Source organism: Neisseria sp. RH3002v2g, assembly GCF_014596425.2.
GTDB lineage: Bacteria > Pseudomonadota > Gammaproteobacteria > Burkholderiales > Neisseriaceae > Neisseria.
This window is the reverse complement of sequence record NZ_CP110721.1, coordinates 1,972,467-1,996,297: the sequence shown is the minus strand read 5'-3', so window position 1 is coordinate 1,996,297 and position 23,831 is coordinate 1,972,467. Positions and strand designations below refer to the sequence as shown.

The following is a 23,831-nucleotide window of genomic DNA, read 5'->3' as shown; positions in this document are numbered from 1 at the left end:
CATGAAGCAAAAGGCCGTCTGAAACTGATTTTTCAAGTTTCAGACGGCCTTTCTGCCTTTATAGAAAAAAATACCGACATCGCGTAAAATAGAGCCAATTTTTCACTTTATGCAGGCCGTCTGAACACTTGGGCAGCCTGACTTATTTTTCCGGAAAACATCATGAGCGAACAAAACAATCCTCAAATCGAGCCGCAGTTGGACGAAAACCAAATCATCGCCCTGCGCCGCGAAAAACTGCACAACATCCGCAAAGAACGCAACGCTTACCCTAACGATTTCAAACGCGACAGCTTTGCCGCCGACCTGCATACCCAATACGGCGAAATCAGCAAAGAAGAACTCGACCCGCAAGGCATTCCCGTCAAAGTGGCCGGCCGTATGATGCTCAAACGCCAAATGGGCAAAGCCAGCTTCGCCACCATTCAAGACGTGACCGGTCAAATCCAACTTTATCTGAACAACAAAGGCGTGAGCCAAGAAGTCTTGGACGACTTCAACCACTGGGACTTGGGCGACATCGTCGGCGCGGAAGGTACTTTGTTCAAAACCAACCACGGCGAATTGACTGTGCGCGTGTCCAACATCCGCCTGCTGTCCAAATCCCTGCGCCCTCTGCCGGACAAACACAAAGGCTTGAGCGATCAGGAAACCAAATACCGCCAACGCTACGTCGATTTGATTGCCAACGAAGAATCGCGCAATACGTTTATCAAACGCAGCCAAATCATCCAATCCGTGCGCAATTTCATGGTGAACGAGCATTATCTCGAAGTCGAAACCCCGATGATGCACCCGATTCCGGGCGGCGCGACGGCGAAACCCTTCGTTACCCACCACAACGCTTTGGACATTCCGCTGTACCTGCGCATCGCTCCCGAGCTGTATCTGAAACGCTTGGTGGTCGGCGGTTTGGAGCGCGTGTTTGAAATCAACCGCAGCTTCCGCAACGAAGGCATGTCCGTGCGCCACAACCCTGAATTCACCATGATCGAATTCTACGAAGCCTTCTCCGACTACGAGCGCATGATGCAGATGGCGGAAGACATCATCCGCAACGCTTCCCGCGCGGTAAACGGCACGGCAAAAATCAGCTACAACGGTAAAGAAGTCGATTTGGAAAGCCCGTTTGAACGCCTGACCATTCTCGAAGCCATCAAAAAATACAATCCGCACTACACCGACGAGCAGTTAAATGATGAAGAATGGCTGAAAAAAGAAATCGTCAAGCACGGCGAAAGCCTGCCGCCGTCCCCCGGCATCGGCAGCCTGCAACTGGCCCTGTTTGAAGGTTGCGCCGAGGGTAAACTGTGGAACCCGACTTTCATTATCGACTACCCTGTCGAAGTGTCGCCATTGGCACGCGCATCCGACAGCAAACCGGGTTTAACCGAACGCTTCGAGCTTTTCGTTGTCGGCCGTGAGCTGGCAAACGGCTATTCCGAGTTGAACGATCCGGAAGACCAAGCCGAACGCTTCAAAGCGCAAGTGGCACAAAAAGACGCCGGCGACGACGAAGCCATGCACTACGATGCCGACTACATCCGCGCGATGGAATTCGGCCTGCCGCCGACAGGCGGTTGCGGTATCGGCATCGACCGCTTGGTAATGTTGCTGACCGATTCGCAAACCATCCGCGACGTGATTCTGTTCCCGCAAATGCGTCCCGAATAACACATTGAAATAAAATCAAGGCCGTCTGAAAACAAGACTCTGTTTTCAGACGGCCTTTTTGTTCAAATATGTAAAACGGCAGAATTCAAATCGATAAATCCTTTACACCATAATAATAAAATTCCATGATAATCAAAAAGATAATATAAAAAAGAATATGTAAACGTTTTTCAGTTTGTTGACAGTCTGCTAGAATACATCCAGTTACAGACAGCCTCCACACACAGGCCGTCTGAAAATGCAAAAACTCTGAAAGGTTTGTATGGATCAATTTTTCGAACAGCTTCACGGCTGGGTAAACGCCATCAACGACCCAATGTGGTCGGGGTTGGTATATATGCTTTTAGGCGCAGGTCTCTTTTTCACCGTTACCACCGGTTTTGTACAATTCCGCCTCTTCGGCCGCAGTATCAAAGAAATGTTGGGCGGTCGCAAACAAGGTGATGATCCGCACGGAATCACACCGTTCCAAGCATTCGTTACCGGCTTGGCCAGCCGCGTAGGCGTGGGCAACATCGCCGGCGTGGCGATTGCCATCAAACTCGGCGGGCCGGGCGCGGTATTCTGGATGTGGGTAACCGCCTTAATCGGCATGAGTTCGGCGTTTGTCGAATCTTCACTGGCCCAACTCTTTAAAGTCCGGGACTACGACAACCACCACTTCCGCGGCGGTCCTGCCTACTACATAACTCAAGGCCTGGGACAAAAATGGCTGGGCATTTTGTTCGCCCTGAGCCTGATTTTCTGTTTCGGCTTTGTATTTGAAGCCGTACAGACCAATACCATCGCCGATACCACCAAAGCGGCATGGGGCTGGGATCAACACTATGTCGGTGTCGCCCTGGTCATTCTGACTGCCCCGATTATCTTCGGCGGTATCCGTCGCGTATCTAAAGCCGCGGAAATTATCGTTCCGCTGATGGCGGTTTTATATCTCGTCATAGCACTCTTCATCATTGCTACCAATATTTCCCTGATTCCTGGCGTGTTCGGTCAGATTTTCTCCAACGCGTTCAACTTTGATTCGGCTGCAGGCGGTTTCCTCGGCGGTCTGATTTCGACCACCATGATGCAGGGTATCAAACGCGGCCTGTATTCCAATGAGGCGGGTATGGGTTCCGCGCCGAACGCCGCAGCCGCAGCCGAAGTAAAACACCCCGTCTCCCAAGGCATGATTCAAATGCTGGGCGTTTTCGTCGATACCATCATCGTCTGCTCATGCACCGCCTTTATCGTCTTGACCTATCAACAGCCTTACGGCGACCTGAGCGGTGCGGCGCTGACCCAAGCGGCAATCGTCAGCCAGGTAGGCGAATGGGGAGCGGGCTTCCTTGCTGCCATCCTGTTTATGTTTGCCTTTTCAACCGTTATCGGCAACTATGCCTATGCCGAGTCCAACGTCCAATTCATCAAGAGCCATTGGCTGGTTACCGCCGTTTTCCGTATGCTGGTTTTGGCATGGGTCTACTTCGGTGCAGTTGCCAACGTACCCTTGGTATGGGATATGGCAGACATGGCCATGGGCATCATGGCATGGATTAACCTCGTTGCCATCCTGCTCCTGTCCCCACTTGCCTTCCTGCTGTTGAAAGACTACACAGCCAAGCTGAAAATGGGCAAAGACCCAGAGTTCAAACTCTCTGAACACCCTGGCTTGAAACGCAAAATCAAATCCGATATCTGGTAAAACCAAAGGCCGTCTGAAATTTCAGACGGCCTTTTTAATCCCTGCCATTTAGGCAAAACGATGCCCCTTAAAGCAGAAGCCTTAAGGGGCAGAGCGTTGCGGCACATCTTTTCAGACGGCCTTAAAGAAGGTATCGAAACCCTGCTGATGACGCAACGCCCTGCCTTGTCAGGCGATGCTGTTCAAAAAATGTTGGGGCATTGCACCTTCGAACCAACAGAGCCGAAAGCCGCTAAAAACACCTACACAGCCGAACGTTTCATCTGGCTGACCAAGCTGAACAACCTGCGTATTTTAGAGCAAGGCAGCGAGCGGCCATTGACTGATTCTGAGCGTTCTATACTTATGGACGAGCCGTATAAAAAAGTTGACTTATAGCGGCGATTGATATTCGTACACATGATACGGATAGCACCAAAGGGAAAAACTGCATTTTCCAAAGTGTTGGTGTCAAAACCGCCCTTTCATTCCAAAAATACCAAATCGACGAACTGGGCAAAGAAATCAGACCATGCCGTCTGAAAAAACGCCCGCCTGTGCGTTAAATTAATCCATCCCTGTTTCAGACGGCCTGAAGCAGGGATTTTTTATATAAAAATAAGGGGAAAAACATGACTTGGCGCAGCCTGCTTATTCAAAACGGCGGCAAACTATCCTTGCAGCGCCGGCAACTGCTGATTCAACAAAACGGCGAGTCCCACACCGTACCATTAGAAGACATCGCCGTAATCATCATCGAAAACCGCGAAACCCTGATTACCGCCCCGCTTCTATCGGCCTTAGCCGAACATGGTGCAACCCTGCTGACATGTGACGAGCAGTTCCTCCCCTGCGGACAATGGCTGCCTTATGCCCAATATCACCGCCAACTTAAAATCCTCAAGCTGCAACTGAATATAAGCGAACCCTTAAAAAAGCAACTCTGGCAACATATCGTCCGCCAAAAGATCCTAAATCAAGCATTTGTCGCAGACGAAACAGGCAATGATCTTGCAGCCAAACGGCTGCGCACTTTGGCAGTCGAAGTCCGTTCAGGCGATACAGGAAACCGTGAAGCCCAAGCTGCCGCCCTCTATTTCCAAGCCATATTTGGAGAAAAGTTTACCCGTAATGGCAACAACGCCGTCAATGCCGCATTGAACTACAACTATGCCGTACTCCGTGCAGCAGTTGCACGTGCCCTGACCTTATATGGCTGGTTGCCTGCATTAGGCTTGTTTCATAGAAGCGAACTGAATCCATTCAATCTCGCCGATGACTTTATCGAACCCTTGCGTCCATTAGCTGACTTGGTCGTTATACATATGCACGAACAAGGCCGTCTGAAAACTGAACTGACACCCAACATAAAACAAAACCTTATCAAAACCCTTCACTGTCAAATCAGCATCGAACGGCAACATTTCAGTACCTTGGCTGCCATCGACAAAATGATTTCTTCATTTCAAGCCAGCGTAACTAACAAAAACGCCAAACAGCTGGAACTGCCTGAAATCTTGCCATTGAAAGAATACCAATATGAGTGAGGCTAAATTTATGAGGATTATCGTCTTCTTCGACCTACCGGTTACCACAGCGGCCAAGCGGAAAGCCGCCAATCAATTCCGCCAGTTCCTATTAAAAGATGGATACCAAATGCTCCAACTTTCCGTATACAGCCGTATTGTCAAAGGTCGAGATTCGTTGTAAAAACACCACAATAGACTATGTGCAAACCTACCTCAAGAAGGTTCAATCCGCTGTTTGGAAGTAACGGAAAAGCAATTTGCCACCATGAAACTGCTGTTGGGAGAGCTGAAAACCCAAGAAAAAAGGGTCAATTCAGACCAACTATTATTATTTTAAAGCCACTTTTTTAGTCAAAATAAAACGGGAAACCCTTATAGAATAAGGATTTCCCGTTGAGGTATTGTAGCACTGCGAAATGAGAAAGGGAGCTACAACTATATCCACCGCATTGAATGAAACAATAAAATTGTAGCGTTGCAAAATAAAATAGAGACTTCCTAAATGAAAAAAGCACTACCTAAAAAGGCAGTGCTTTCATATCAATTTGCTTATTCAGCAGAATCAGCTGCTTTATCAACCAATTCAACCAATGCCAAAGGAGCATTGTCACCTTTACGGAAACCGTATTTCAGTACACGAACATAGCCGCCGTTACGAGCAGCAAAGCGTGGACCCAATTCGTCAAACAATTTAACTACAACATCACGATCGCGAGTGCGGTTAAAAGCCAAACGACGGTTTGCCAAAGATGGTTTTTTACCCAAAGTAATCAAGGGTTCAACTACGCGGCGCAATTCTTTTGCTTTAGGCAAAGTTGTCACGATGGTTTCGTGAGTCAACAAGGAATTCGCCATATTGCGCAGCATCGCAGCGCGGTGGCTGCTAGTACGGTTTAATTTGCGGTTGCCATTACGATGACGCATGTCATTATCCTTTAATCTTCAAACTTACGGCTTTTCTAAGCCTACAGGCGGCCAAGCTTCTAATTTAGAACCTAATGTCAGACCTTTAGAGGCCAACACTTCTTTGATCTCATTCAAAGATTTACGACCCAAATTAGGGGTCTTGAGAAGCTCAGTTTCAGTACGTTGAATCAAATCGCCAATATAGTAAATATCTTCAGCTTTCAGACAATTAGCTGAACGTACGGTTAATTCCAAATCATCCACAGGACGCAGCAAGATAGGATCGATAGGAGGCGCTTTTTCTTCAACCTCTTCAACCGGAGTACCTTGCAGATCTGCAAAAATAGACATTTGGTCAATTAAGATACGTGCGGCACTACGTACAGCTTCTTCTGGATCAATAGAACCATTGGTTTCAATATCCAAAACCAATTTATCCAAATCCGTACGTTGCTCTACGCGTGCAGGTTCAACTTCAAAGCTAACACGACTGATGGGCGAAAAGCTCGCATCCAACTGAATCGCACCAATCTGTTTGTTCTCATCACGCAATACGCGACGACCTGAAACAGATTGATAACCACGACCTTGCTCTACTTTAATTTCCATGTCGATTTGACCATTGTCGGACAAGTGGCAAATAACATGTTCAGGATTGATGATTTCCACATCATGTGGCAAATCAATATCACCGGCTACAACAGCACCGGCACCTGCTTTTTTCAAAGTCAACTGAACTTGATTACGACCGTGAAGCTTAAATACGATACCTTTGATATTCAAGAGAACGTCAACAACATCCTCTTGAACACCATCAATAGTAGAGTATTCGTGCAATACGCCAGAAATAACTACTTCAGTTGGGGCAAAGCCATTCATGGATGACAGTAAGATACGACGCAAAGCATTACCTAAAGTATGACCAAAACCACGCTCAAATGGCTGCATAGACACCTTAGCTCGAGTAGAAGACAAGGTATCTACATCGATTTGACGAGGTTTCAAAAATTCGGTTGTGCTATTTTGCATTTAACTGTCCCTCATTGAGCTAGCATTATTTAGAGTAGAACTCTACCACCAGCTGTTCATTAATATCGCCAGACAATTCTGAGCGATCCGGCATATTTTTGAATACACCTTCCAATTTGTCGGCATCAACAGATACCCAGCTTGGCAAGCCAATTTGAGTAGCCAAGCTCAATGCCTCTTGGATACGTACTTGTTTCTTAGCTTTTTCACGAACAGCTACAACATCGCCTGCTTTAACTTGGAAAGAAGGGATATTAACAACCTGACCGTTTACAACGATAGCTTTATGAGAAACCAATTGACGTGCTTCAGCGCGGGTAGAGCCAAAACCCATACGATAAACGACATTGTCCAAACGGGACTCCAGCAATTGCAACAGCAATTCACCGGTAGAACCTTTACGACGATCAGCTTCCGCAAAATAACGACGGAATTGGCGTTCTAACACGCCATAAATACGACGGATTTTTTGTTTTTCACGCAATTGCAAACCGTAGTCTGACAAACGTGGTTTTTTCGCACCGTGCTGACCAGGTGCAGAATCCATTTTACATTTTGAATCCAAAGAGCGACGTGCGCTCTTCAAAAACAGATCCGTACCTTCGCGACGTGCTAATTTACATTTAGGGCCAATATAACGTGCCATGTTTTAAATCACTCCAATATTAAATACGACGTTTTTTAGGCGGACGGCAACCGTTATGAGGCAACGGGGTAACGTCAGTAATGCTGGTAATCTTGAAACCAAGAGCGTTTAAAGCACGTACAGAAGATTCGCGACCAGGGCCAGGGCCTTTAATGCGGACTTCTAAATTTTTAACGCCATACTCTTGGGCAACTTTACCAGCTGCTTCTGCTGCAACTTGTGCTGCAAATGGTGTACTTTTACGAGAACCTTTAAAACCAGCGCCGCCAGAGGTAGCCCAAGACAATGCATTGCCTTGACGGTCAGTGATTGTAATGATGGTATTGTTGAAAGATGCATGAACGTGCACAATACCTTCGCTTACGGTTTTACGTACTTTTTTACGTACACGCGAAGCTGTGTTTGCTTTAGCCATTAATCAAATTCCTTAAAATTTATTTCTTACCGGCAATCGCTTTGCGCGGACCTTTACGGGTACGGGCATTTGTGCGAGTGCGTTGACCACGACAAGGCAAGCCACGACGATGACGGAAGCCACGATAGCAACCCATATCCATCAGTCGTTTAATGCTCATCGTTACTTCACGACGCAAATCACCTTCAACTTCATATTTAGCAACTTGCTCACGCAAAGCGTCTAATTGAGCCTCGTCCAAATCTTTTGCTTTAGTAGTCGGAGCAATATTTGCTGCCTCACAAATCAATTTAGCACGAGTCGCACCAATACCATAAATAGCCTGAAGGCCAATTACGATATGGGCATTATTAGGGATATTTACCCCTGCAATACGAGCCATATTTTTTCCTTTTTAGGGCAAAGTATGTCACTATACCACAAAATCAAGAGTTAAGAAAACTAACTTCTTAGCCTTGACGTTGTTTGTGACGTGGGTCAGTACAAATTACGCGAACTACACGATTACGACGAATAATCTTGCAATTGCGACAAATTTTCTTTACAGAAGGTTGTACACGCATTTTATTTCCTTTTATCGTTTATCTTGCTCGGAAAACAATCCGAGCACGGGTTAAATCATAAGGAGTTAGTTCAACTGTTACCTTATCACCTGGAGAAATACGGATATAGTGCATTCGCATTTTTCCAGAGATATGACCAAGTACTACATGATCATTTTCCAGTTTTACTTTAAACGTTGCATTGGGCAAAGTCTCAAGGATTTCACCCTGCATCTGTATGGTATCTTCTTTAGCCATAAGCCTACTTACGTGATAAAGATTTCATATCTGGACGACTCATCAAATCTTCATACTGACTACTCATTACGTAGGAATTGATTTGCGTCCTAAAATCCATTGTAACGACAACCAAGATAAGCAAAGACGTTCCGCCTAAATAGAAAGGCACATTCAATGCTGTCGTTAAAAATTCAGGTATCAGACAGATTGTAGTGATATACAAAGCACCAAATAATGTCAGTCTCAGTACCACTTTTTCCAAATATCTAGAAGTTTGCTCACCTGGGCGAATACCAGGTACAAATGCACCACTTTTCTTCAAATTCTCAGCCATTTCTTTAGGGCTAAATACTAAAGCAGTATAGAAATAGCAGAAGAAGATAATAGTTGTTGCAAATAATACAATATACAAAGGCTGCCCATGTTGCAGCATTGCAGCAACCTTGTGAAGAATAGAATTCGTACTATTTGAACCAAACCAACCTAAAAGAGTAGATGGAAAGAGAATAATACTGGAAGCAAAAATAGGAGGAATAACACCGGCCATATTTAGCTTGAACGGCATATGAATGCTTTGTCCTGGCATCATTCCAGAGCCAAATTGCCTTTTAGCATAATGCACAGGAACCTTACGCTGAGCACTTTCAAAATATACTACAGCATAGATCAACAGCAAAATACCAATAACAATGGATATTGCCATTAACATACTCATAGAGCCTTGTTCAGTCAAAGTCAACAACCGAACAATACCAGATGGAATACCCGATATAATGCCTGCTGTAATGATCAAAGAAATACCATTACCAATACCACGCTCGGTAATTTGCTCCCCTAACCACATCAGAAACATAGTACCAGTAACCAAACAGACTACTGTAGAAATATAAAACTCAAGCGCAGTCGTTACAACAACACCTTGTTTATAGACAGATGATGCAGCCCAAAAGCTTTGCAATACAGCCAATAATACCGTCCCATACCTAGTATATTTCGTAATTATTTTCCTACCAGCCTCACCTTCCTTCTTCAAAGCTTTTAAAGAAGGAACAATCTCAGAAGCAAGCTGAACAATAATCGATGCCGAAATATAAGGCATGATACCAATTGCAAATATACTAAAGCGCTCCAACGAACCACCCGAGAACATATTTAACATTCCGAATATACCGTCACGAGCGCCTTCGAATAATTTAGCTAACGCAACAGCATCTACGCCCGGTACCGGTATATGACCACCAATACGGAAAACGACTAAAGCACCTAAAAGGAACACTAGGCGTTTTTTCAGATCACCAAATTTGGATAATCCTGATAAAGATTGTTGATTAGCCACTGTAGTACAAGCCTTATTCTTCTACTTTACCACCGGCAGCTTCAATAGCAGCTTTAGCACCTTTAGTAGCTTTTACACCTTTCAAGGTAACTGCTTTTGAGATTTCACCAGAAGCAATAACTTTTACATTAGAAGCAGTTGCAGGAATCAGACCAGCTTGTTTAAGAACCAAGACATCAATCTCGCTCACAGCAATCAGATTTAATTCACTCAAACGAACTTCAGCATTAGCGGCAGCAGTCAAAGATTTGAAACCACGTTTCGGCAGACGGCGTTGCAAAGGCATTTGACCGCCTTCAAAACCAACCTTGTGGAAGCCACCAGAACGGCTTTTTTGACCTTTATGACCACGACCACCTGTCTTACCCAAGCCGCTACCAATACCACGGCCTACACGACGACTAGCGTGAGTAGCACCCTCAGCAGGTTGAATAGTATTCAAAAACATATTAAGACTCCACTTTCAACAAGTAGCTGATTTTATTGATCATACCACGGTTTTCAGGGGTATCCAAAACCTCTACAGTATGTTCACGGCGGCGCAAACCTAAACCGCGAGCACATGCACGATGAGATTCAATTGTACCGATCAGGCTCTTAACCAATGTAACTTTAATCTTTTTTTGCTCAGTCATGGTTAGCTCCCAAAATATCTTCCACTGTCAAGCCACGTTTTGCAGCAATATCAGCAGGGGTATACAGTTTAGACAAACCGTCTAATGTAGCGCGTACAATATTGTAAGGATTAGTAGAACCATGTACTTTAGCTGAAATGTTATGGATACCCATAGCATCAAATACTAAACGCATTGGACCACCAGCTTTCACACCGCTACCTTCTTTAGCAGGTTGCATAAATACCTTAGTAGCACCATGACGACCAATAACCTCATGATGAATAGTACCGTTTTTCAAAGGTACTTTAATCATAGAGCGACGAGCTTGATCCATTGCTTTTTGAACAGCAACAGGTACTTCTTTTGATTTACCTTTGCCCATACCGATGCGACCATCACCATCACCAACAACAGTCAGTGCAGAGAAAGCCATGATACGGCCACCTTTAACTACTTTAGTCACGCGATTAACTGCGACCATCTTTTCAATCAGGCCGTCACCGCGTTCTTCAATTTCATGTTTTGCCATCTGAAAGTCTCCAAATATTAGAAGCTTAAACCATTTTCACGTGCAGCTTCAGCCAAAGCTTTCACACGACCGTGATATTGGAAACCTGAACGGTCAAAAGCAACTTTTTCAACACCTACTGCTTTAGCTTTTTCAGCAATACGCTTACCAACTACAGCTGCTGCTTCAACGTTGCTACCTGATTTCAGGCTACTACGTACTTCAGCTTCCAATGTAGAGGCTTGAGCCAATACTTTATCACCTTCAGCACTAATTACTTGAGCATAAATATGATTATTGCTGCGGAACACACATAATCTTACCATTTTCAAGTCCGCAATACGCGCACGGGTTTTGCGTGCACGACGGAGTCGGGTTGTATGTTTATCCATTAGTGAACCTCAATTATTTTTTCTTGGCTTCTTTCATCACTACTACTTCACCTACATAACGAACACCTTTGCCTTTATAAGGTTCAGGAGAACGGAATGCACGAATTTCAGCAGCGACTTGGCCAACCACTTGTTTATCTGCACCAGTCAAAACGATTTCTGTTTGGCTAGGAGTTTGAACAGAAACACCTTCAGGCATTTCATATACGATTGGATGAGAGAAACCCAAAGATAAGTTCAAAACTTTGCCTTGCGCTTGGGCACGATAACCCACACCAATCAATTGAAGTTTTTTCTCAAAACCTTCAGAAACACCCTTAACCATGTTATTAACCAATGCACGAGCAGTACCAGACATAGCATTAGCCTGTTTACTGTCATTTTTTGCAGCAAAAGTCAATTTACCATCGTTTAGTTCAATAGCAACATCGGAATGCAAAGGAAAGGACAATTCGCCATGTTTACCTTTGATTACCAATGCATCTGTTCCGAATTTTACTTCTACACCAGCAGGAACAGTCACTGGGTTTTTTGCGACGCGTGACATTTACATTTCTCCACTAGGCTACGATGCACAACAACTCACCACCAACACCCTCAGAACGGGCTTTGCGATCAGTCATCACACCTTTAGAAGTACTAACAATAGCAACACCCAAGCCATTCATTACGCTAGGGATCTCGCTTGATGCTTTGTAAATACGCAAACCAGGACGTGAAACGCGTTTAATTTGCTCAATCACAGGGCGACCTGCATAGTATTTCAATTGAATTTCCAATACCGGTTTTGCATCAGCAGAAACCGTAAAATCCTCGATATAGCCTTCATCTTTCAGAACTTTTGCAATTGCACATTTCAATTTTGAAGAAGGCATGGCAACAGTTGCTTTATTAGCACGTTGCGCATTGCGAATACGAGTCAACATATCGGAAATAGGATCATGCATACTCATTATTTATACTCCTATTACCAGCTAGCTTTAACAACACCAGGAATCTCGCCACGCATAGCGATTTCACGGATTTTAATACGACCCAAACCAAATTTACGGAAAGTGCCACGAGGACGACCTGTTAAAGCACAACGACGACGTTGACGTACAGGTGCTGCATTACGAGGAATGGATTGAAATTTCAAACGTGCTTCAAAGCGTTCTTCTTCAGTCGCATTAGCATCATTAATAACAGCGAAAATTGCCTCACGTTTAGCTGCAAACTTCTTCGCCAATGCTTGACGTTTCAGCTCACGATTAATAAGTGCTTTCTTAGCCATGATTATCCTTTAAACGGAAACTTGAACAGTGACAACAAAGCTTTCGCTTCTTCATCAGTTTTTGCAGTAGTTGTAATAGTAATATTCAAACCACGCAAAGCATCAATCTTATCGTATTCAATTTCCGGGAAAATAATTTGCTCACGAACGCCCATATTGTAATTGCCACGACCATCAAATGATTTACCGCTTACACCGCGGAAGTCACGTACGCGAGGCAATGCAATAGTAATCAAACGATCTAAGAATTCAAACATTTGATCACGACGCAATGTTACTTTGCAACCAACTGGATAATTATCACGGATTTTGAAACCTGCGATAGATTTACGAGCAACAGTAACAACTGGTTTTTGACCAGCAATTTTCTCTAAATCAGAAACAGCGTGCTCCATAACTTTTTTATCAGCAACAGCTTCACCCACACCCATATTCAAGGTGATTTTCTCAATACGTGGAACTTCCATTACTGATTTATAGCCAAATTGTTTAATCAATTCAGGAACAACTGTATCTTTATAAAACTCTCTCAAACGAGCCATGTTATCTCCTTATGCTCCAATGATAGAGCCATTTGATTTGAAGAAACGAACGCGTTTAACTTTGCCTTCATTTTCAATCAGCTTAATACCAACACGGTCTGCTTTATTAGTTTCCGGATTCAGGATTGCAATATTAGAAATATCCAAAGGCATTGCTTTAGTAACAATGCCACCCTCAATACCACGCATTGGATTAGGTTTTTGATGGCGTTTTACAACATTCACACCCTCAACAACAACTTTATTACCCAACACTCGAACTACTTGACCTTGCTTACCTTTATCTTTTCCGGTAATCACTACAACCTGATCGCCTTTAATGATTTTATTCATCGCGCTATTCCTTATAATACTTCAGGCGCCAATGAAACGATTTTCATAAATCGCTCAGTACGCAATTCACGGGTTACCGGGCCAAAAATACGAGTACCCAGAGGTTCAAGTTTATTATTTAATAACACAGCGGCGTTGTTATCAAATTTAATTAGCGCACCATCAGGACGACGCACACCCTTAGCAGTACGAACAACTACTGCATTGTATACATCACCTTTTTTGACACGACCACGTGGGGCTGCATCTTTAACTGCAACTTTAATAATATCGCCAACAGAAGCGTAGCGACGCTTAGATCCGCCTAATACCTTGATACACATCACGCGACGCGCACCAGAGTTATCAGCCACATCTAAGATGGTCTGCATTTGAATCATATTAGTACCTTTAAATTAACCAACTTAATTTACCACTTTCATATAACTCGCACCTTACTTTAAGCTGCTTATTAAATGAAACCATCACGGTTCTAGTAAACCAGTCTTGGATCCCGAAGGGAGAGAAACTTCCATAAGAAGCTGGAAGATAAGAAACGAAGTTTACACGCAAATTAATTTTGCTGCAAGACTTCGTTTCTTATTAAGCTGCATTACTGTATTTTAAATCAAACAGTACGTGCTTTCTCAACCAATTCTTTGACAACCCAAGACTTGGTTTTTGACAAAGGACGAGATTCCTCGATTACCACTACGTCACCGATGCCATATTGATTGCTTTCATCATGTGCATGGATTTTAGTTGATAAACGAATGATTTTACCGTACAGAGGGTGTTTAACTTTACGCTCAACCAATACTGTAACAGTTTTGTCCATTTTGTCGCTTACCACTTTGCCTTGCAAAGTACGAACATTTTTAGCTTCGCTCATTACTTAGCACCTTTTTCAGTTAAAATGGTTTTAATACGAGCAATATCGCGACGTACACGTTTCAACTCGCTAGATTTACCCAACTGACCGGTTGCATTTTGCATGCGCAAGCCAAACTGAGCTTTCAACAAGTCCAACAAATCAGAGTTTAATTGCTCAATAGATTTGTCTTTCAATTCATTTGCTTTCATTATTGACCCACCTGTCTTACCACAAAGGTTGTAGGAATAGGCAATTTGGCAGCGGCCAATTCAAATGCTTCACGAGCCAAAGACTCAGGAACACCGTCCATTTCGTACAATACTTTGCCTGGTTTAATTTCAGCAATGTAATATTCCACATTACCTTTACCGCCACCCATACGAACTTGGATAGGTTTCTCAGTAATTGGTTTATCAGGGAATACACGAATCCAAATACGACCGCCACGTTTGATATGACGAGTCATGGTACGACGAGCAGCTTCGATTTGGCGGGCAGTCAAACGACCACGACCTACGGCTTTCAAACCGAACTCACCGAAACTTACTTTGTTACCGCGAGTAGCAATACCGGTGTTACGACCTTTTTGTTGCTTGCGATATTTCAGTCTAGTTGGCTGCAGCATTACGTCCACCTGCCTTTCTTTGTTTCTTCTCATGCTCAGGTTTAGCAGATTTAATATTACCTTCTGTATAAACCCAAACTTTCAGACCCAGTACACCGTAAGTAGTGTGCGCTTCGCTAGTTGCATAATCTACATTCGCACGCAAAGTATGCAAAGGCACACGACCTTCACGGTACCATTCGCTACGAGCAATATCTGCACCATTCAGACGGCCTGAAGTCATGATCTTGATGCCTTTAGCACCAGAACGCATTGCATTTTGCATTGCACGTTTCATGGCGCGTCGGAATTGAACACGTTTTTCAAGTTGCTGGGCAATACCATCAGCAATGATTTGTGCATCCAATTCAGGACGACGGATCTCTTCAATATTTACATGAACAGGCACACCCATCAGGGCTTGCAAGTCACGTTTCAAGATTTCGATATCCTCGCCTTTTTTACCAATAACCACACCTGGACGAGCAGAGTGAATGGTAATACGTGCAGATTTAGCAGGACGTTCGATTACTACGCGACCAACTGAAGCATTTGCCAATTTTTTGCGCAAGTAATTACGAACATCAATATCTTGTTTCAAAACGGTTGAAAAGTCTGTGCTTTTAGCAAACCATTTTGAAGCCCAGTCTTTAGTTACCGCCAGGCGAAAGCCTGTAGGGTTAATCTTTTGTCCCATAGCTTTTCCTTAGTTGCCCACTGTCACATTAATATGACAAGTTTGTTTCTCGATGCGGTTACCGCGACCTTTGGCACGAGCTTGGAAACGTTTCAAGCTTGGGCCTTTGTCAACAAAGATAGTTACCACTTTCAGTTCGTCAATGTCAGCACCATTGTTGTGCTCGGCATTGGCGATTGCTGATTCCAATACTTTTTTAATCAGCTCAGCACCTTTTTTAGGGCTGAATGCCAAGATATTCAAAGCTTGGGCAACGTCTTTACCACGAATCAAATCAGCTACCAAGCGAGCCTTTTGAGCTGAAATACGGGCATTTTTATGTTGTGCACTTACTCTCATGATTCACCTTATTTCTTTTTAGCCTTTTTATCGGCCAAGTGGCCTTTAAAGGTACGGGTCAATGAGAACTCACCTAATTTATGACCAACCATGTTGTCACTGATAAACACAGGCACGTGAGTGCGACCGTTGTGTACAGCGATAGTCAGACCAATGAAATCAGGCAAAATGGTAGAACGACGTGACCAAGTTTTAATTGGGCGTTTGTCGTTGCTTGCACGAGCAGCATCTACTTTTTTCAGCAAATGCAGGTCTACATATGGGCCTTTTTTTAATGAACGAGCCATACTAATTAACCTTTATTTGAGTAACGACGACGAACAATCATGTTATCCGTGCGTTTGTTATTACGAGTGCGGTAGCCCTTAGCAGGAGTACCCCATGGGCTAACCGGTTCGCGAGCTTCACCAGTACGGCCTTCACCACCACCATGTGGGTGATCGACAGGGTTCATGACAACACCACGAACGGTCGGACGAATACCACGCCAGCGGTTAGCACCAGCTTTGCCAATTTTTTTCAGGCTTTGTTCTTCGTTACCAACCTCACCGATAGTTGCACGGCAATTTACACTAATTTTGCGCACTTCACCAGAACGCAAACGAACTTGAGCATAAGCACCTTCTTTTGCAAGCAATACCGCAGAAGCACCAGCTGAACGGGCAATTTGTGCACCTTTACCTGGTTTCATTTCGATACAGTGAATAGTTGTACCAACTGGAATATTGCGAATCGGCAGAGTGTTACCTACTTTGATAGCAGCTTCAGCACCGGAAACCAATACTGCGCCGGCTTGAATACCACGAGGAGCAATGATGTAGCGACGCTCACCATCTGCATAGCACAACAATGCGATAAATGCAGTACGGTTAGGGTCATACTCGATACGCTCTACTTTTGCAGGGATACCGTCTTTGTTACGTTTAAAATCTACAACACGGTAATGGTGTTTATGACCACCACCTTTATGGCGGGTAGTGATATGACCATTGTTGTTACGACCGGCAGTAGAATTTTTCTTTTCCAACAGAGGTGCATAAGGTGCACCTTTGTGCAAACCTTCTGTTACCACGCGAACCATGCCGCGACGGCCTGCAGAGGTCGGCTTCATTTTAACGATTGCCATTTTGTTTATTCCTTATCTGCAGCTGCAGCAGCGGCTTCCAAATCCAACTCTTGACCGGCAGCCAGGCTTACGTAAGCCTTTTTAACATCGCTGCGACGACCTAAAGTGCGACCAAAACGTTTAATTTTACCTCTAATGGTAACAGTAGTAACGTCTGCAACTTGAACACCGAACAGCAACTCAACTGCTGCTTTAATTTCAGATTTGGTTGCATTTGCCAAAACTTTAAACGTCATTTGGTTACGTTTTTCAGCCAATACGTTGCTTTTTTCAGAAACGATAGGTGCCAAGATTACTTGAGTCAAACGTTGTTGATTCATACCCATTGCTCCTCTAATTGTGCAACTGCATCTTTAGTGATAACGACTTTTTTGTAACGCAGCAAGCTGTAAGGATCAACTTGTTGGGCTTCCAAAACCAATACGTTAGGCAAGTTGCGTGAAGCCAAGTAAACATTCTCGTCGAGCTGTTTAGTTACAAACAGAACTTGCTCCAAACCCAAGTTTTTCACTTGTTCGGCAAAAACTTTAGTTTTAGGAGTTTCAGCAGTCAATGCTTCGATTGCAAACAAACGTTCGTCACGAGCCAATTGGGACAAAATAGTCGCCATACCGGCACGGTACATTTTACGGTTCACTTTTTGAGTAAAGTTTTCGTCAGGTTTGTTTGGGAATGCACGACCACCTTTACGCCACAGCGGAGAAGAAGTCATACCGGAACGAGCACGGCCGGTACCTTTTTGGCGCCATGGTTTTTTAGTAGAGTGATTTACTTCGGCACGAGTTTTTTGAGCACGGTTGCCAGAACGGGCATTTGCCAAGTAAGCAGTAACCAGTTGGTGAACCAGAGCTTCATTGTATTCGCGAGCAAACAAAGCATCAGAAACAGCCAAGCTGCCAGATACTTGTCCTTTAGCGTCAATTACTTTCAATTCCATTACGCACCTACTTTCACGCTAGGACGAACCACGACGTCGCTGTTAACCGAACCCGGAACAGCACCTTTAACCAACAAGAGTTGGCGTTCAGCATCAACACGTACAACTTCCAATTTTTGAACAGTTGCTTTAGTGTTACCGTATTGACCTGCCATACGTTTACCGGGGAACACTCGACCAGGGTCTTGTGCCATACCGATAGAACCAGGAACACGGTGTGAACGGGAGTTACCGTGGGAAGTGCGTTGAGCACCGAAGTTGTGACGTTTGATCGTACCAGAGAAACCTTTACCTTTAGAGGTGCCGGTTACATCCACTAATTGACCAACTTCAAACATGGAAACAGTAATTTCATCACCGGCTTTCAATTCAGCCAGCTTCTCTTCAGTCAAAGCAAATTCAACCAAACCACGACCGGCTTCAACACCTGCTTTCGCAAAGTGACCAGCTTCAGCTTTGTTGACACGATTAGCTTTTTTCTGACCAAAGGTAACTTGTACAGCAGTGTAGCCGTCAGTATCTTTGGATTTTACTTGTGTAACGCGGTTGGCAGACATATCCAAAACAGTTACCGGAACAGAAACACCCTGTTCGTCGAACACGCGAGTCATACCAACTTTGCGTCCAACCAGACCTAAAGTCATGATTATTTTCCTTTTTAAGTAAAGGGGCGGGCTACGATTGGCCTGCCTTTCAGACAAAGTTAAACTTGATACGGATGTACCAAGTCCGCCATTATAATTGACAACTCAAAGAAATATCAACAAAAATTTCAATTTAACTTCTTAAGCCCCTCTTTTTTTCTGACGAATACTACAAAATATCAGAAATTTTCAGACGGCCTAAGAATTTTATAAAAAACCGAACAGCTAAGCTGTTCGGTTTTCCAGTTCTTATTGAACTTTAATTTCTACATCTACACCTGCTGGAAGATCCAGTTTCATCAGTGCATCAGTAGTTTTATCAGTCCAGTCCACAATGTCCATCAGACGCAAGTGGGTGCGGATTTCCAATTGTTCACGAGAAGTTTTGTTCACGTGAGGAGAACGCAAAATGTTGAAACGTTCAATTTTAGTTGGCAAAGGGATCGGACCTTTAACAACGGCACCAGTGCGTTTAGCAGTTTCAACGATTTCTTGCGCAGAACGGTCAATCAGACTGTAGTCATAAGCTTTTAGGCGGATACGGATTTTTTGGTTTGCCATTTATCAATATCCCTCAATTAAGCGATGATAGAAGAAACCACACCTGCACCTACGGTACGGCCACCTTCGCGAATCGCAAAGCGCAGACCTTCTTCCATAGCGATAGGTGCAATCAGTTCTACAGTAATGGTTACGTTCTCACCCGGCATTACCATTTCTACGCCTTCTTCCAAAGTAACTGCACCAGTTACGTCGGTAGTACGGAAGTAGAATTGTGGACGGTAGTTAGCGAAGAATGGAGTGTGACGGCCACCCTCTTCTTTGCTCAGTACGTATACTTCTGCTTTGAATTTGGTGTGAGGAGTGATAGTACCCGGTTTAGCCAATACTTGACCACGCTCTACGTCTTCACGTTTAGTACCACGCAGCAATACGCCTACGTTGTCACCTGCTTGACCTTCGTCCAGCAGTTTGCGGAACATTTCAACACCGGTACAAGTGGTTTTTTGGGTTTCTTTCAGACCTACGATTTCGATCTCGTCACCAACGTGGATGATACCGCGCTCTACACGACCGGTTACTACTGTACCACGGCCAGAGATAGAGAATACGTCTTCGATAGGCAACAAGAAAGGTTTGTCCACAGCACGCTCAGGTGTTGGGATGTAGCTGTCCAAAGCAGCAGCCAGTTCGAAGATTTTTTCTTCGTAAGCAGCATCACCTTCCAAAGCTTTCAATGCAGAACCTTGTACGATTGGGCAATCGTCGCCTGGGAAGTCGTAGCTTGACAGCAGGTCACGGATTTCCATTTCAACCAGTTCCAACAGCTCGGCATCGTCAACCATGTCGCATTTGTTCATGAACACGATGATGTAAGGTACGCCTACTTGACGAGCCAACAGGATGTGTTCGCGAGTTTGCGGCATAGGACCGTCAGCTGCGGAACATACCAAGATAGCGCCGTCCATTTGGGCAGCACCGGTAATCATGTTTTTAACGTAGTCGGCGTGGCCCGGGCAGTCTACGTGTGCGTAGTGACGGGTTTCGGTTTCGTATTCTACGTGTGAGGTATTAATGGTAATACCGCGGGCTTTTTCTTCAGGAGCGTTATCGATTTGGTCGTAAGCTTTTGCAGCGCCACCGAATTTTTTAGCCAAAATAGTAGTCAATGCAGCAGTCAGAGTGGTTTTACCATGGTCAACGTGACCGATAGTACCAACGTTTACGTGCGGTTTGCTACGTTCAAATTTTTCCTTAGCCATGAGCTAATTCCTTTACATATAAAGATCGATTAAAGAACAATGGCCGTCTGAAAATTTATTTTCAGTTTCAGACGGCCTTTTCTGATTAGCCTTTACGGGCTTCAGTTACAGCAGCAGCTACGTGAGCAGGAGCTTCAGCGTATTTTTTGAACTCCATGGAGTAAGTAGCACGGCCTTGGGTTGCAGAACGCAGGTCGGTTGAGTAACCGAACATTTCTGCCAGAGGTACTTCGGCACGAACTTTCTTACCGCCGATACCATCATCATCCATACCCAATACAACACCACGGCGACGATTCAAGTCACCCATTACGTCACCCATGTATTCTTCAGGTGTTTCCACCTCAACTGCCATGATTGGTTCCAGCAGAGCTGGATTGGCTTTACGCATACCTTCTTTGAAAGCTTGAGACGCAGCTAATTCGAAGGCCAGTTGAGAGGAGTCAACGTCGTGTGAAGAACCGAAGATCAGACGCACACGTACATCAACTACTGGGTAACCGGCAACGATACCGTTAGGCAAAGTATCGCGAATACCTTTATCGACAGACGGAATAAATTCGCGAGGAATCACACCACCTTTAATTTCGTCGATAAATTCGTAGCCTGCACCACCTGGTTCCATAGGTTCCATTTTGATCACAACGTGACCGTATTGACCTTTACCACCAGATTGTTTGGCGTGTTTGTATTCAGCTTCAACTTCTTTGCGGATGGTTTCACGGTAAGCTACTTGAGGTGCACCGATATTTGCTTCCACGCCGAATTCGCGTTTCATACGGTCAACAATAATTTCCAAGTGCAGCTCACCCATACCGGAAATAATGGTTTGACCGGATTCTTCGTCTGTACGAACGCGGAAAGAAGGGTCTTCTTTCGCCAGACGGTTCAGGGCAATACCCATTTTCTCCTGGTCGGCTTTGGTTTTCGGCTCAACGGCAATGTGAATTACCGGCTCAGGGAATTCCATGCGTTCCAAGATGATTGGTGCACTTTCTGCACACAAGGTTTCACCAGTAGTAACGTCTTTCAGACCGATAGCGGCTGCGATGTCGCCAGCGCGTACTTCTTCAATTTCAGTACGGTCTGCAGCAGTCATTTGCACCAAGCGACCGATACGTTCGCGAGTGCCTTTTACAGAGTTCAATACGGTATCACCGGATTTCACCACACCAGAGTAAACTCGGATGAAAGTCAGCTGACCAACATATTTGTCGTTCAACATTTTGAACGCCAATGCAGAGAATTTCTCTTCATCACTGGCTTGACGGCTGTCAGCTTCTTCAGTGTTAGGGTTAACACCTTGAACTGGAGGAATGTCGGTAGGAGCAGGCAGCAATTCTACAACTGCGTCCAACATACGTTGAACACCTTTGTTTTTAAATGCTGAACCGCACAACATTGGTTGAATTTCGCCGGCCAAAGTACGTTGACGCAATGCGCCTACGATTTCTTCTTCAGTCAGCTCATCACCGCCCAAGTATTTGTCCATCAATTCTTCGCTGGCCTCTGCTGCGGCTTCAATCATGTTTTGACGCCATTCTTCGGCAGTCTCAACCAATTCAGCAGGAATTTCGCCATAGGTAAAGGTTGTACCTTTATCGGCTTCATTCCAAATGATGGATTTCATTTTCAACAGGTCAACAACACCGCTGAAGCTGTCTTCCGCACCAACCGGAATCACGATAGGTACAGGGTTTGCGCGCAAACGAGTTTTCATTTGCTCAACAACGCGGAAGAAGTTGGCACCTTGACGGTCCATTTTGTTTACAAATGCCAAGCGAGGTACTTGGTATTTGTTAGCTTGACGCCATACGGTTTCAGATTGAGGTTGAACACCGCCTACTGCACAGTAAACCATTACTGCGCCGTCCAATACACGCATAGAACGCTCTACCTCTACGGTGAAGTCAACGTGTCCCGGGGTGTCGATGATGTTAAAACGGTGCTCAGGGAACTGTTTCGCCATACCGGACCAATAAGAAGTCACAGCAGCAGAAGTAATGGTAATACCACGCTCTTGCTCTTGTTCCATGTAGTCGGTAGTAGCCGCGCCGTCATGCACTTCGCCCAATTTATGAGTCAAACCTGTATAGAACAAAATACGTTCTGTTGTGGTTGTTTTACCCGCGTCAATATGGGCAGAAATACCGATATTGCGATACAGGCTGATAGGGGTCTTACGAGCCATTTTGTTAGCCTTTCGATATTAGAAACGGAAGTGAGAGAATGCTTTGTTAGCTTCAGCCATGCGATGTACTTCTTCACGTTTTTTCAACGCACCGCCACGACCTTCAGCAGCATCAATCAATTCGCCTGCCAAACGCAGGTCCATGGATTTCTCACCACGTTTACGGGCCGCATCGCGAACCCAGCGCATTGCAAGAGCCAGACGGCGTGAAGGACGAACTTCAACAGGAACTTGGTAGTTTGCACCACCTACACGGCGGCTTTTCACTTCCACGATAGGTTTGGCGTTTGCAATGGCTTCGTTAAATACTTCGATTGCTACTTTGCCGGTTTTTTTCTCAATTTGCTCCAGCGCACCGTAAACGATACGCTCTGCAACAGATTTTTTACCGTCAATCATCAATACGTTCATGAATTTAGTCAGCTCAACGCTGCCGAATTTTGGATCTGGCAGTACGTCGCGCTTAGGGACTTCTCTACGTCTTGGCATTTTAATTTCCTTTAGTCTATTCAGTTGGGTTTATTCCCATGAATACCCAATCAAGTATTCACTTACTCGGCCGTTGTTCAGCTTAGGCGGCCGACGTGCCTATTTGAGTCCCGATACTTATTTAGGACGCTTAGCACCGTATTTAGAACGGGCTTGTTTACGGTCTTTAACACCTGCAGTATCCAAAGAACCGCGTACAGTGTGGTAACGTACACCTGGCAAGTCTTTTACACGACCGCCGCGGATCAATACGACGCTGTGCTCTTGCAGGTTATGGCCTTCACCACCAATGTATGAAATGACTTCAAAACCGTTGGTCAGGCGAACTTTACATACTTTACGCAATGCAGAGTTAGGTTTTTTAGGGGTAGTTGTGTATACACGGGTACATACGCCGCGTTTTTGCGGGCAAGCTTCCAGTGCAGGCACTTTGTTTACGTACACGGGCTTTTGACGGCCTTTGCGTACCAATTGGTTAATAGTTGGCATATTTTCTCGTCCTGTTGAGTTAAATACTTGCCGACACCATGTCGACAAGAT

36 protein-coding genes and 2 pseudogenes are annotated in these 23,831 nt (G+C 44.7%); 5 read left to right on the top strand and 33 right to left on the bottom strand.

Going from position 1 to position 23,831, the window contains the following annotated elements:
- Window positions 1–162: 162 nt before the first annotated feature.
- The 5 genes and pseudogenes from lysS to cas2 all read left to right on the top strand — a co-directional run bounded on the left by lysS (window position 163) and on the right by cas2 (window position 5,206).
- On the top strand, window positions 163–1,674 hold the full coding sequence (lysS, locus tag BBP27_RS09490) for a lysine--tRNA ligase (RefSeq protein WP_049331866.1): 1,512 nt from the start codon (window positions 163–165) through the stop codon (window positions 1,672–1,674).
- Window positions 1,675–1,936: 262 nt separating this feature from the next.
- Window positions 1,937–3,361, top strand: a complete 1,425-nt coding sequence (locus tag BBP27_RS09485; protein ID WP_188212401.1) for an alanine/glycine:cation symporter family protein — start codon at window positions 1,937–1,939, stop codon at window positions 3,359–3,361.
- A 111-nt stretch (window positions 3,362–3,472) separates the two neighbouring features.
- Window positions 3,473–3,736 (top strand): annotated as a pseudogene (locus BBP27_RS09480) (type II CRISPR RNA-guided endonuclease Cas9); the annotation flags it as partial.
- Between the two features lie 236 nt (window positions 3,737–3,972).
- Complete coding sequence (gene cas1 / locus BBP27_RS09475; protein ID WP_188212402.1) at window positions 3,973–4,887, top strand: type II CRISPR-associated endonuclease Cas1; 915 nt, start codon at window positions 3,973–3,975, stop codon at window positions 4,885–4,887.
- Window positions 4,880–5,206: pseudogene (gene cas2, locus BBP27_RS09470) on the top strand (CRISPR-associated endonuclease Cas2). The gene cas1 and the pseudogene cas2 overlap by 8 nt, the downstream one beginning before the upstream one ends.
- 212 nt (window positions 5,207–5,418) lie before the next feature.
- On the opposite strand, the gene rplQ reads toward cas2, so the two are convergent.
- From rplQ to rpsL, 33 genes are all read right to left on the bottom strand, one after another.
- The gene (gene rplQ / locus BBP27_RS09465; protein ID WP_036493502.1) at window positions 5,419–5,793 is read right to left on the bottom strand and encodes a 50S ribosomal protein L17; all 375 of its coding nucleotides are present in this window, start codon (window positions 5,791–5,793) and stop codon (window positions 5,419–5,421) included.
- 24 nt (window positions 5,794–5,817) lie between these two features.
- Window positions 5,818–6,804 carry a DNA-directed RNA polymerase subunit alpha gene (locus BBP27_RS09460; protein WP_003749298.1) on the bottom strand — a complete coding sequence of 329 codons (987 nt, stop codon included), beginning with the start codon at window positions 6,802–6,804 and terminating at the stop codon, window positions 5,818–5,820.
- Between the two features lie 25 nt (window positions 6,805–6,829).
- A complete protein-coding gene (gene rpsD / locus BBP27_RS09455) occupies window positions 6,830–7,450 on the bottom strand; it encodes a 30S ribosomal protein S4 (protein WP_003749296.1) in 621 nt (206 codons plus the stop codon).
- A 19-nt stretch (window positions 7,451–7,469) separates the two neighbouring features.
- Window positions 7,470–7,865 carry a 30S ribosomal protein S11 gene (gene rpsK, locus BBP27_RS09450; protein ID WP_002216249.1) on the bottom strand — a complete coding sequence of 132 codons (396 nt, stop codon included), beginning with the start codon at window positions 7,863–7,865 and terminating at the stop codon, window positions 7,470–7,472.
- Window positions 7,866–7,884: 19 nt separating this feature from the next.
- Window positions 7,885–8,247, bottom strand: coding sequence for a 30S ribosomal protein S13 (gene rpsM, locus BBP27_RS09445; RefSeq protein WP_003749295.1), 363 nt, complete (start codon window positions 8,245–8,247; stop codon window positions 7,885–7,887).
- A gap of 67 nt (window positions 8,248–8,314) precedes the next feature.
- A complete protein-coding gene (gene rpmJ / locus BBP27_RS09440; RefSeq protein WP_003697674.1) occupies window positions 8,315–8,428 on the bottom strand; it encodes a 50S ribosomal protein L36 in 114 nt (37 codons plus the stop codon).
- An 18-nt stretch (window positions 8,429–8,446) separates the two neighbouring features.
- Entirely contained in the window at window positions 8,447–8,665 is a 219-nt protein-coding gene (gene infA / locus BBP27_RS09435) for a translation initiation factor IF-1 (RefSeq protein WP_003684714.1), read from the bottom strand.
- A 4-nt stretch (window positions 8,666–8,669) separates the two neighbouring features.
- Window positions 8,670–9,983: a preprotein translocase subunit SecY gene (gene secY, locus BBP27_RS09430; protein WP_188212403.1), complete on the bottom strand. Its 1,314-nt coding sequence runs from the start codon at window positions 9,981–9,983 to the stop codon at window positions 8,670–8,672.
- 13 nt (window positions 9,984–9,996) lie between these two features.
- Window positions 9,997–10,431: a 50S ribosomal protein L15 gene (gene rplO / locus BBP27_RS09425; protein WP_188212404.1), complete on the bottom strand. Its 435-nt coding sequence runs from the start codon at window positions 10,429–10,431 to the stop codon at window positions 9,997–9,999.
- A gap of 1 nt (window position 10,432) precedes the next feature.
- Window positions 10,433–10,618 (bottom strand): 50S ribosomal protein L30, encoded by a 186-nt coding sequence (rpmD, locus tag BBP27_RS09420; RefSeq protein WP_003684808.1) that lies wholly within the window; start codon window positions 10,616–10,618, stop codon window positions 10,433–10,435.
- On the bottom strand, window positions 10,611–11,129 hold the full coding sequence (gene rpsE / locus BBP27_RS09415; RefSeq protein ID WP_003684704.1) for a 30S ribosomal protein S5: 519 nt from the start codon (window positions 11,127–11,129) through the stop codon (window positions 10,611–10,613). Before rpsE ends, rpmD begins: the two co-directional genes overlap by 8 nt.
- A gap of 17 nt (window positions 11,130–11,146) precedes the next feature.
- On the bottom strand, window positions 11,147–11,500 hold the full coding sequence (rplR, locus tag BBP27_RS09410) for a 50S ribosomal protein L18 (RefSeq protein WP_003749287.1): 354 nt from the start codon (window positions 11,498–11,500) through the stop codon (window positions 11,147–11,149).
- A gap of 13 nt (window positions 11,501–11,513) precedes the next feature.
- Complete coding sequence (gene rplF, locus BBP27_RS09405) at window positions 11,514–12,047, bottom strand: 50S ribosomal protein L6 (RefSeq protein ID WP_003749285.1); 534 nt, start codon at window positions 12,045–12,047, stop codon at window positions 11,514–11,516.
- A 13-nt stretch (window positions 12,048–12,060) separates the two neighbouring features.
- Window positions 12,061–12,453 (bottom strand): 30S ribosomal protein S8, encoded by a 393-nt coding sequence (gene rpsH / locus BBP27_RS09400; RefSeq protein WP_003749283.1) that lies wholly within the window; start codon window positions 12,451–12,453, stop codon window positions 12,061–12,063.
- A 14-nt stretch (window positions 12,454–12,467) separates the two neighbouring features.
- The gene (gene rpsN / locus BBP27_RS09395; protein WP_003684736.1) at window positions 12,468–12,773 is read right to left on the bottom strand and encodes a 30S ribosomal protein S14; all 306 of its coding nucleotides are present in this window, start codon (window positions 12,771–12,773) and stop codon (window positions 12,468–12,470) included.
- A gap of 2 nt (window positions 12,774–12,775) precedes the next feature.
- Window positions 12,776–13,315: a 50S ribosomal protein L5 gene (rplE, locus tag BBP27_RS09390; RefSeq protein ID WP_003759725.1), complete on the bottom strand. Its 540-nt coding sequence runs from the start codon at window positions 13,313–13,315 to the stop codon at window positions 12,776–12,778.
- A 9-nt stretch (window positions 13,316–13,324) separates the two neighbouring features.
- Window positions 13,325–13,648, bottom strand: coding sequence for a 50S ribosomal protein L24 (gene rplX / locus BBP27_RS09385; protein WP_188212405.1), 324 nt, complete (start codon window positions 13,646–13,648; stop codon window positions 13,325–13,327).
- Window positions 13,649–13,659: 11 nt separating this feature from the next.
- Window positions 13,660–14,028 carry a 50S ribosomal protein L14 gene (rplN, locus tag BBP27_RS09380; RefSeq protein WP_002215434.1) on the bottom strand — a complete coding sequence of 123 codons (369 nt, stop codon included), beginning with the start codon at window positions 14,026–14,028 and terminating at the stop codon, window positions 13,660–13,662.
- A gap of 227 nt (window positions 14,029–14,255) precedes the next feature.
- Window positions 14,256–14,519: a 30S ribosomal protein S17 gene (rpsQ, locus tag BBP27_RS09375; protein ID WP_003749281.1), complete on the bottom strand. Its 264-nt coding sequence runs from the start codon at window positions 14,517–14,519 to the stop codon at window positions 14,256–14,258.
- Window positions 14,519–14,710 carry a 50S ribosomal protein L29 gene (gene rpmC / locus BBP27_RS09370; RefSeq protein WP_003684705.1) on the bottom strand — a complete coding sequence of 64 codons (192 nt, stop codon included), beginning with the start codon at window positions 14,708–14,710 and terminating at the stop codon, window positions 14,519–14,521. The genes rpsQ and rpmC overlap by 1 nt, the downstream gene beginning before the upstream one ends.
- The gene (gene rplP, locus BBP27_RS09365; RefSeq protein WP_003749279.1) at window positions 14,710–15,126 is read right to left on the bottom strand and encodes a 50S ribosomal protein L16; all 417 of its coding nucleotides are present in this window, start codon (window positions 15,124–15,126) and stop codon (window positions 14,710–14,712) included. The genes rpmC and rplP overlap by 1 nt, the downstream gene beginning before the upstream one ends.
- A complete protein-coding gene (gene rpsC / locus BBP27_RS09360) occupies window positions 15,110–15,802 on the bottom strand; it encodes a 30S ribosomal protein S3 (RefSeq protein ID WP_036493507.1) in 693 nt (230 codons plus the stop codon). The genes rplP and rpsC overlap by 17 nt, the downstream gene beginning before the upstream one ends.
- 9 nt (window positions 15,803–15,811) lie before the next feature.
- Window positions 15,812–16,141 (bottom strand): 50S ribosomal protein L22, encoded by a 330-nt coding sequence (gene rplV / locus BBP27_RS09355; protein WP_003749277.1) that lies wholly within the window; start codon window positions 16,139–16,141, stop codon window positions 15,812–15,814.
- Window positions 16,142–16,149: 8 nt separating this feature from the next.
- Window positions 16,150–16,428: a 30S ribosomal protein S19 gene (gene rpsS / locus BBP27_RS09350; RefSeq protein WP_002215422.1), complete on the bottom strand. Its 279-nt coding sequence runs from the start codon at window positions 16,426–16,428 to the stop codon at window positions 16,150–16,152.
- Window positions 16,429–16,433: 5 nt separating this feature from the next.
- A complete protein-coding gene (gene rplB / locus BBP27_RS09345) occupies window positions 16,434–17,267 on the bottom strand; it encodes a 50S ribosomal protein L2 (RefSeq protein WP_003684813.1) in 834 nt (277 codons plus the stop codon).
- Between the two features lie 5 nt (window positions 17,268–17,272).
- Window positions 17,273–17,587, bottom strand: coding sequence for a 50S ribosomal protein L23 (gene rplW / locus BBP27_RS09340; RefSeq protein WP_188212406.1), 315 nt, complete (start codon window positions 17,585–17,587; stop codon window positions 17,273–17,275).
- Window positions 17,584–18,204, bottom strand: coding sequence for a 50S ribosomal protein L4 (gene rplD / locus BBP27_RS09335; RefSeq protein ID WP_003684798.1), 621 nt, complete (start codon window positions 18,202–18,204; stop codon window positions 17,584–17,586). The genes rplW and rplD overlap by 4 nt, the downstream gene beginning before the upstream one ends.
- Complete coding sequence (gene rplC, locus BBP27_RS09330; RefSeq protein ID WP_003749272.1) at window positions 18,204–18,848, bottom strand: 50S ribosomal protein L3; 645 nt, start codon at window positions 18,846–18,848, stop codon at window positions 18,204–18,206. The genes rplD and rplC overlap by 1 nt, the downstream gene beginning before the upstream one ends.
- A gap of 249 nt (window positions 18,849–19,097) precedes the next feature.
- Window positions 19,098–19,409, bottom strand: a complete 312-nt coding sequence (rpsJ, locus tag BBP27_RS09325) for a 30S ribosomal protein S10 (protein WP_002642322.1) — start codon at window positions 19,407–19,409, stop codon at window positions 19,098–19,100.
- Window positions 19,410–19,426: 17 nt separating this feature from the next.
- On the bottom strand, window positions 19,427–20,611 hold the full coding sequence (gene tuf, locus BBP27_RS09320; protein WP_003684779.1) for an elongation factor Tu: 1,185 nt from the start codon (window positions 20,609–20,611) through the stop codon (window positions 19,427–19,429).
- A gap of 85 nt (window positions 20,612–20,696) precedes the next feature.
- The gene (gene fusA / locus BBP27_RS09315; protein WP_188212407.1) at window positions 20,697–22,802 is read right to left on the bottom strand and encodes an elongation factor G; all 2,106 of its coding nucleotides are present in this window, start codon (window positions 22,800–22,802) and stop codon (window positions 20,697–20,699) included.
- Between the two features lie 18 nt (window positions 22,803–22,820).
- A complete protein-coding gene (gene rpsG / locus BBP27_RS09310; protein ID WP_002240962.1) occupies window positions 22,821–23,291 on the bottom strand; it encodes a 30S ribosomal protein S7 in 471 nt (156 codons plus the stop codon).
- A gap of 117 nt (window positions 23,292–23,408) precedes the next feature.
- Entirely contained in the window at window positions 23,409–23,780 is a 372-nt protein-coding gene (gene rpsL / locus BBP27_RS09305) for a 30S ribosomal protein S12 (RefSeq protein WP_002218431.1), read from the bottom strand.
- Window positions 23,781–23,831 lie beyond the last annotated feature (51 nt).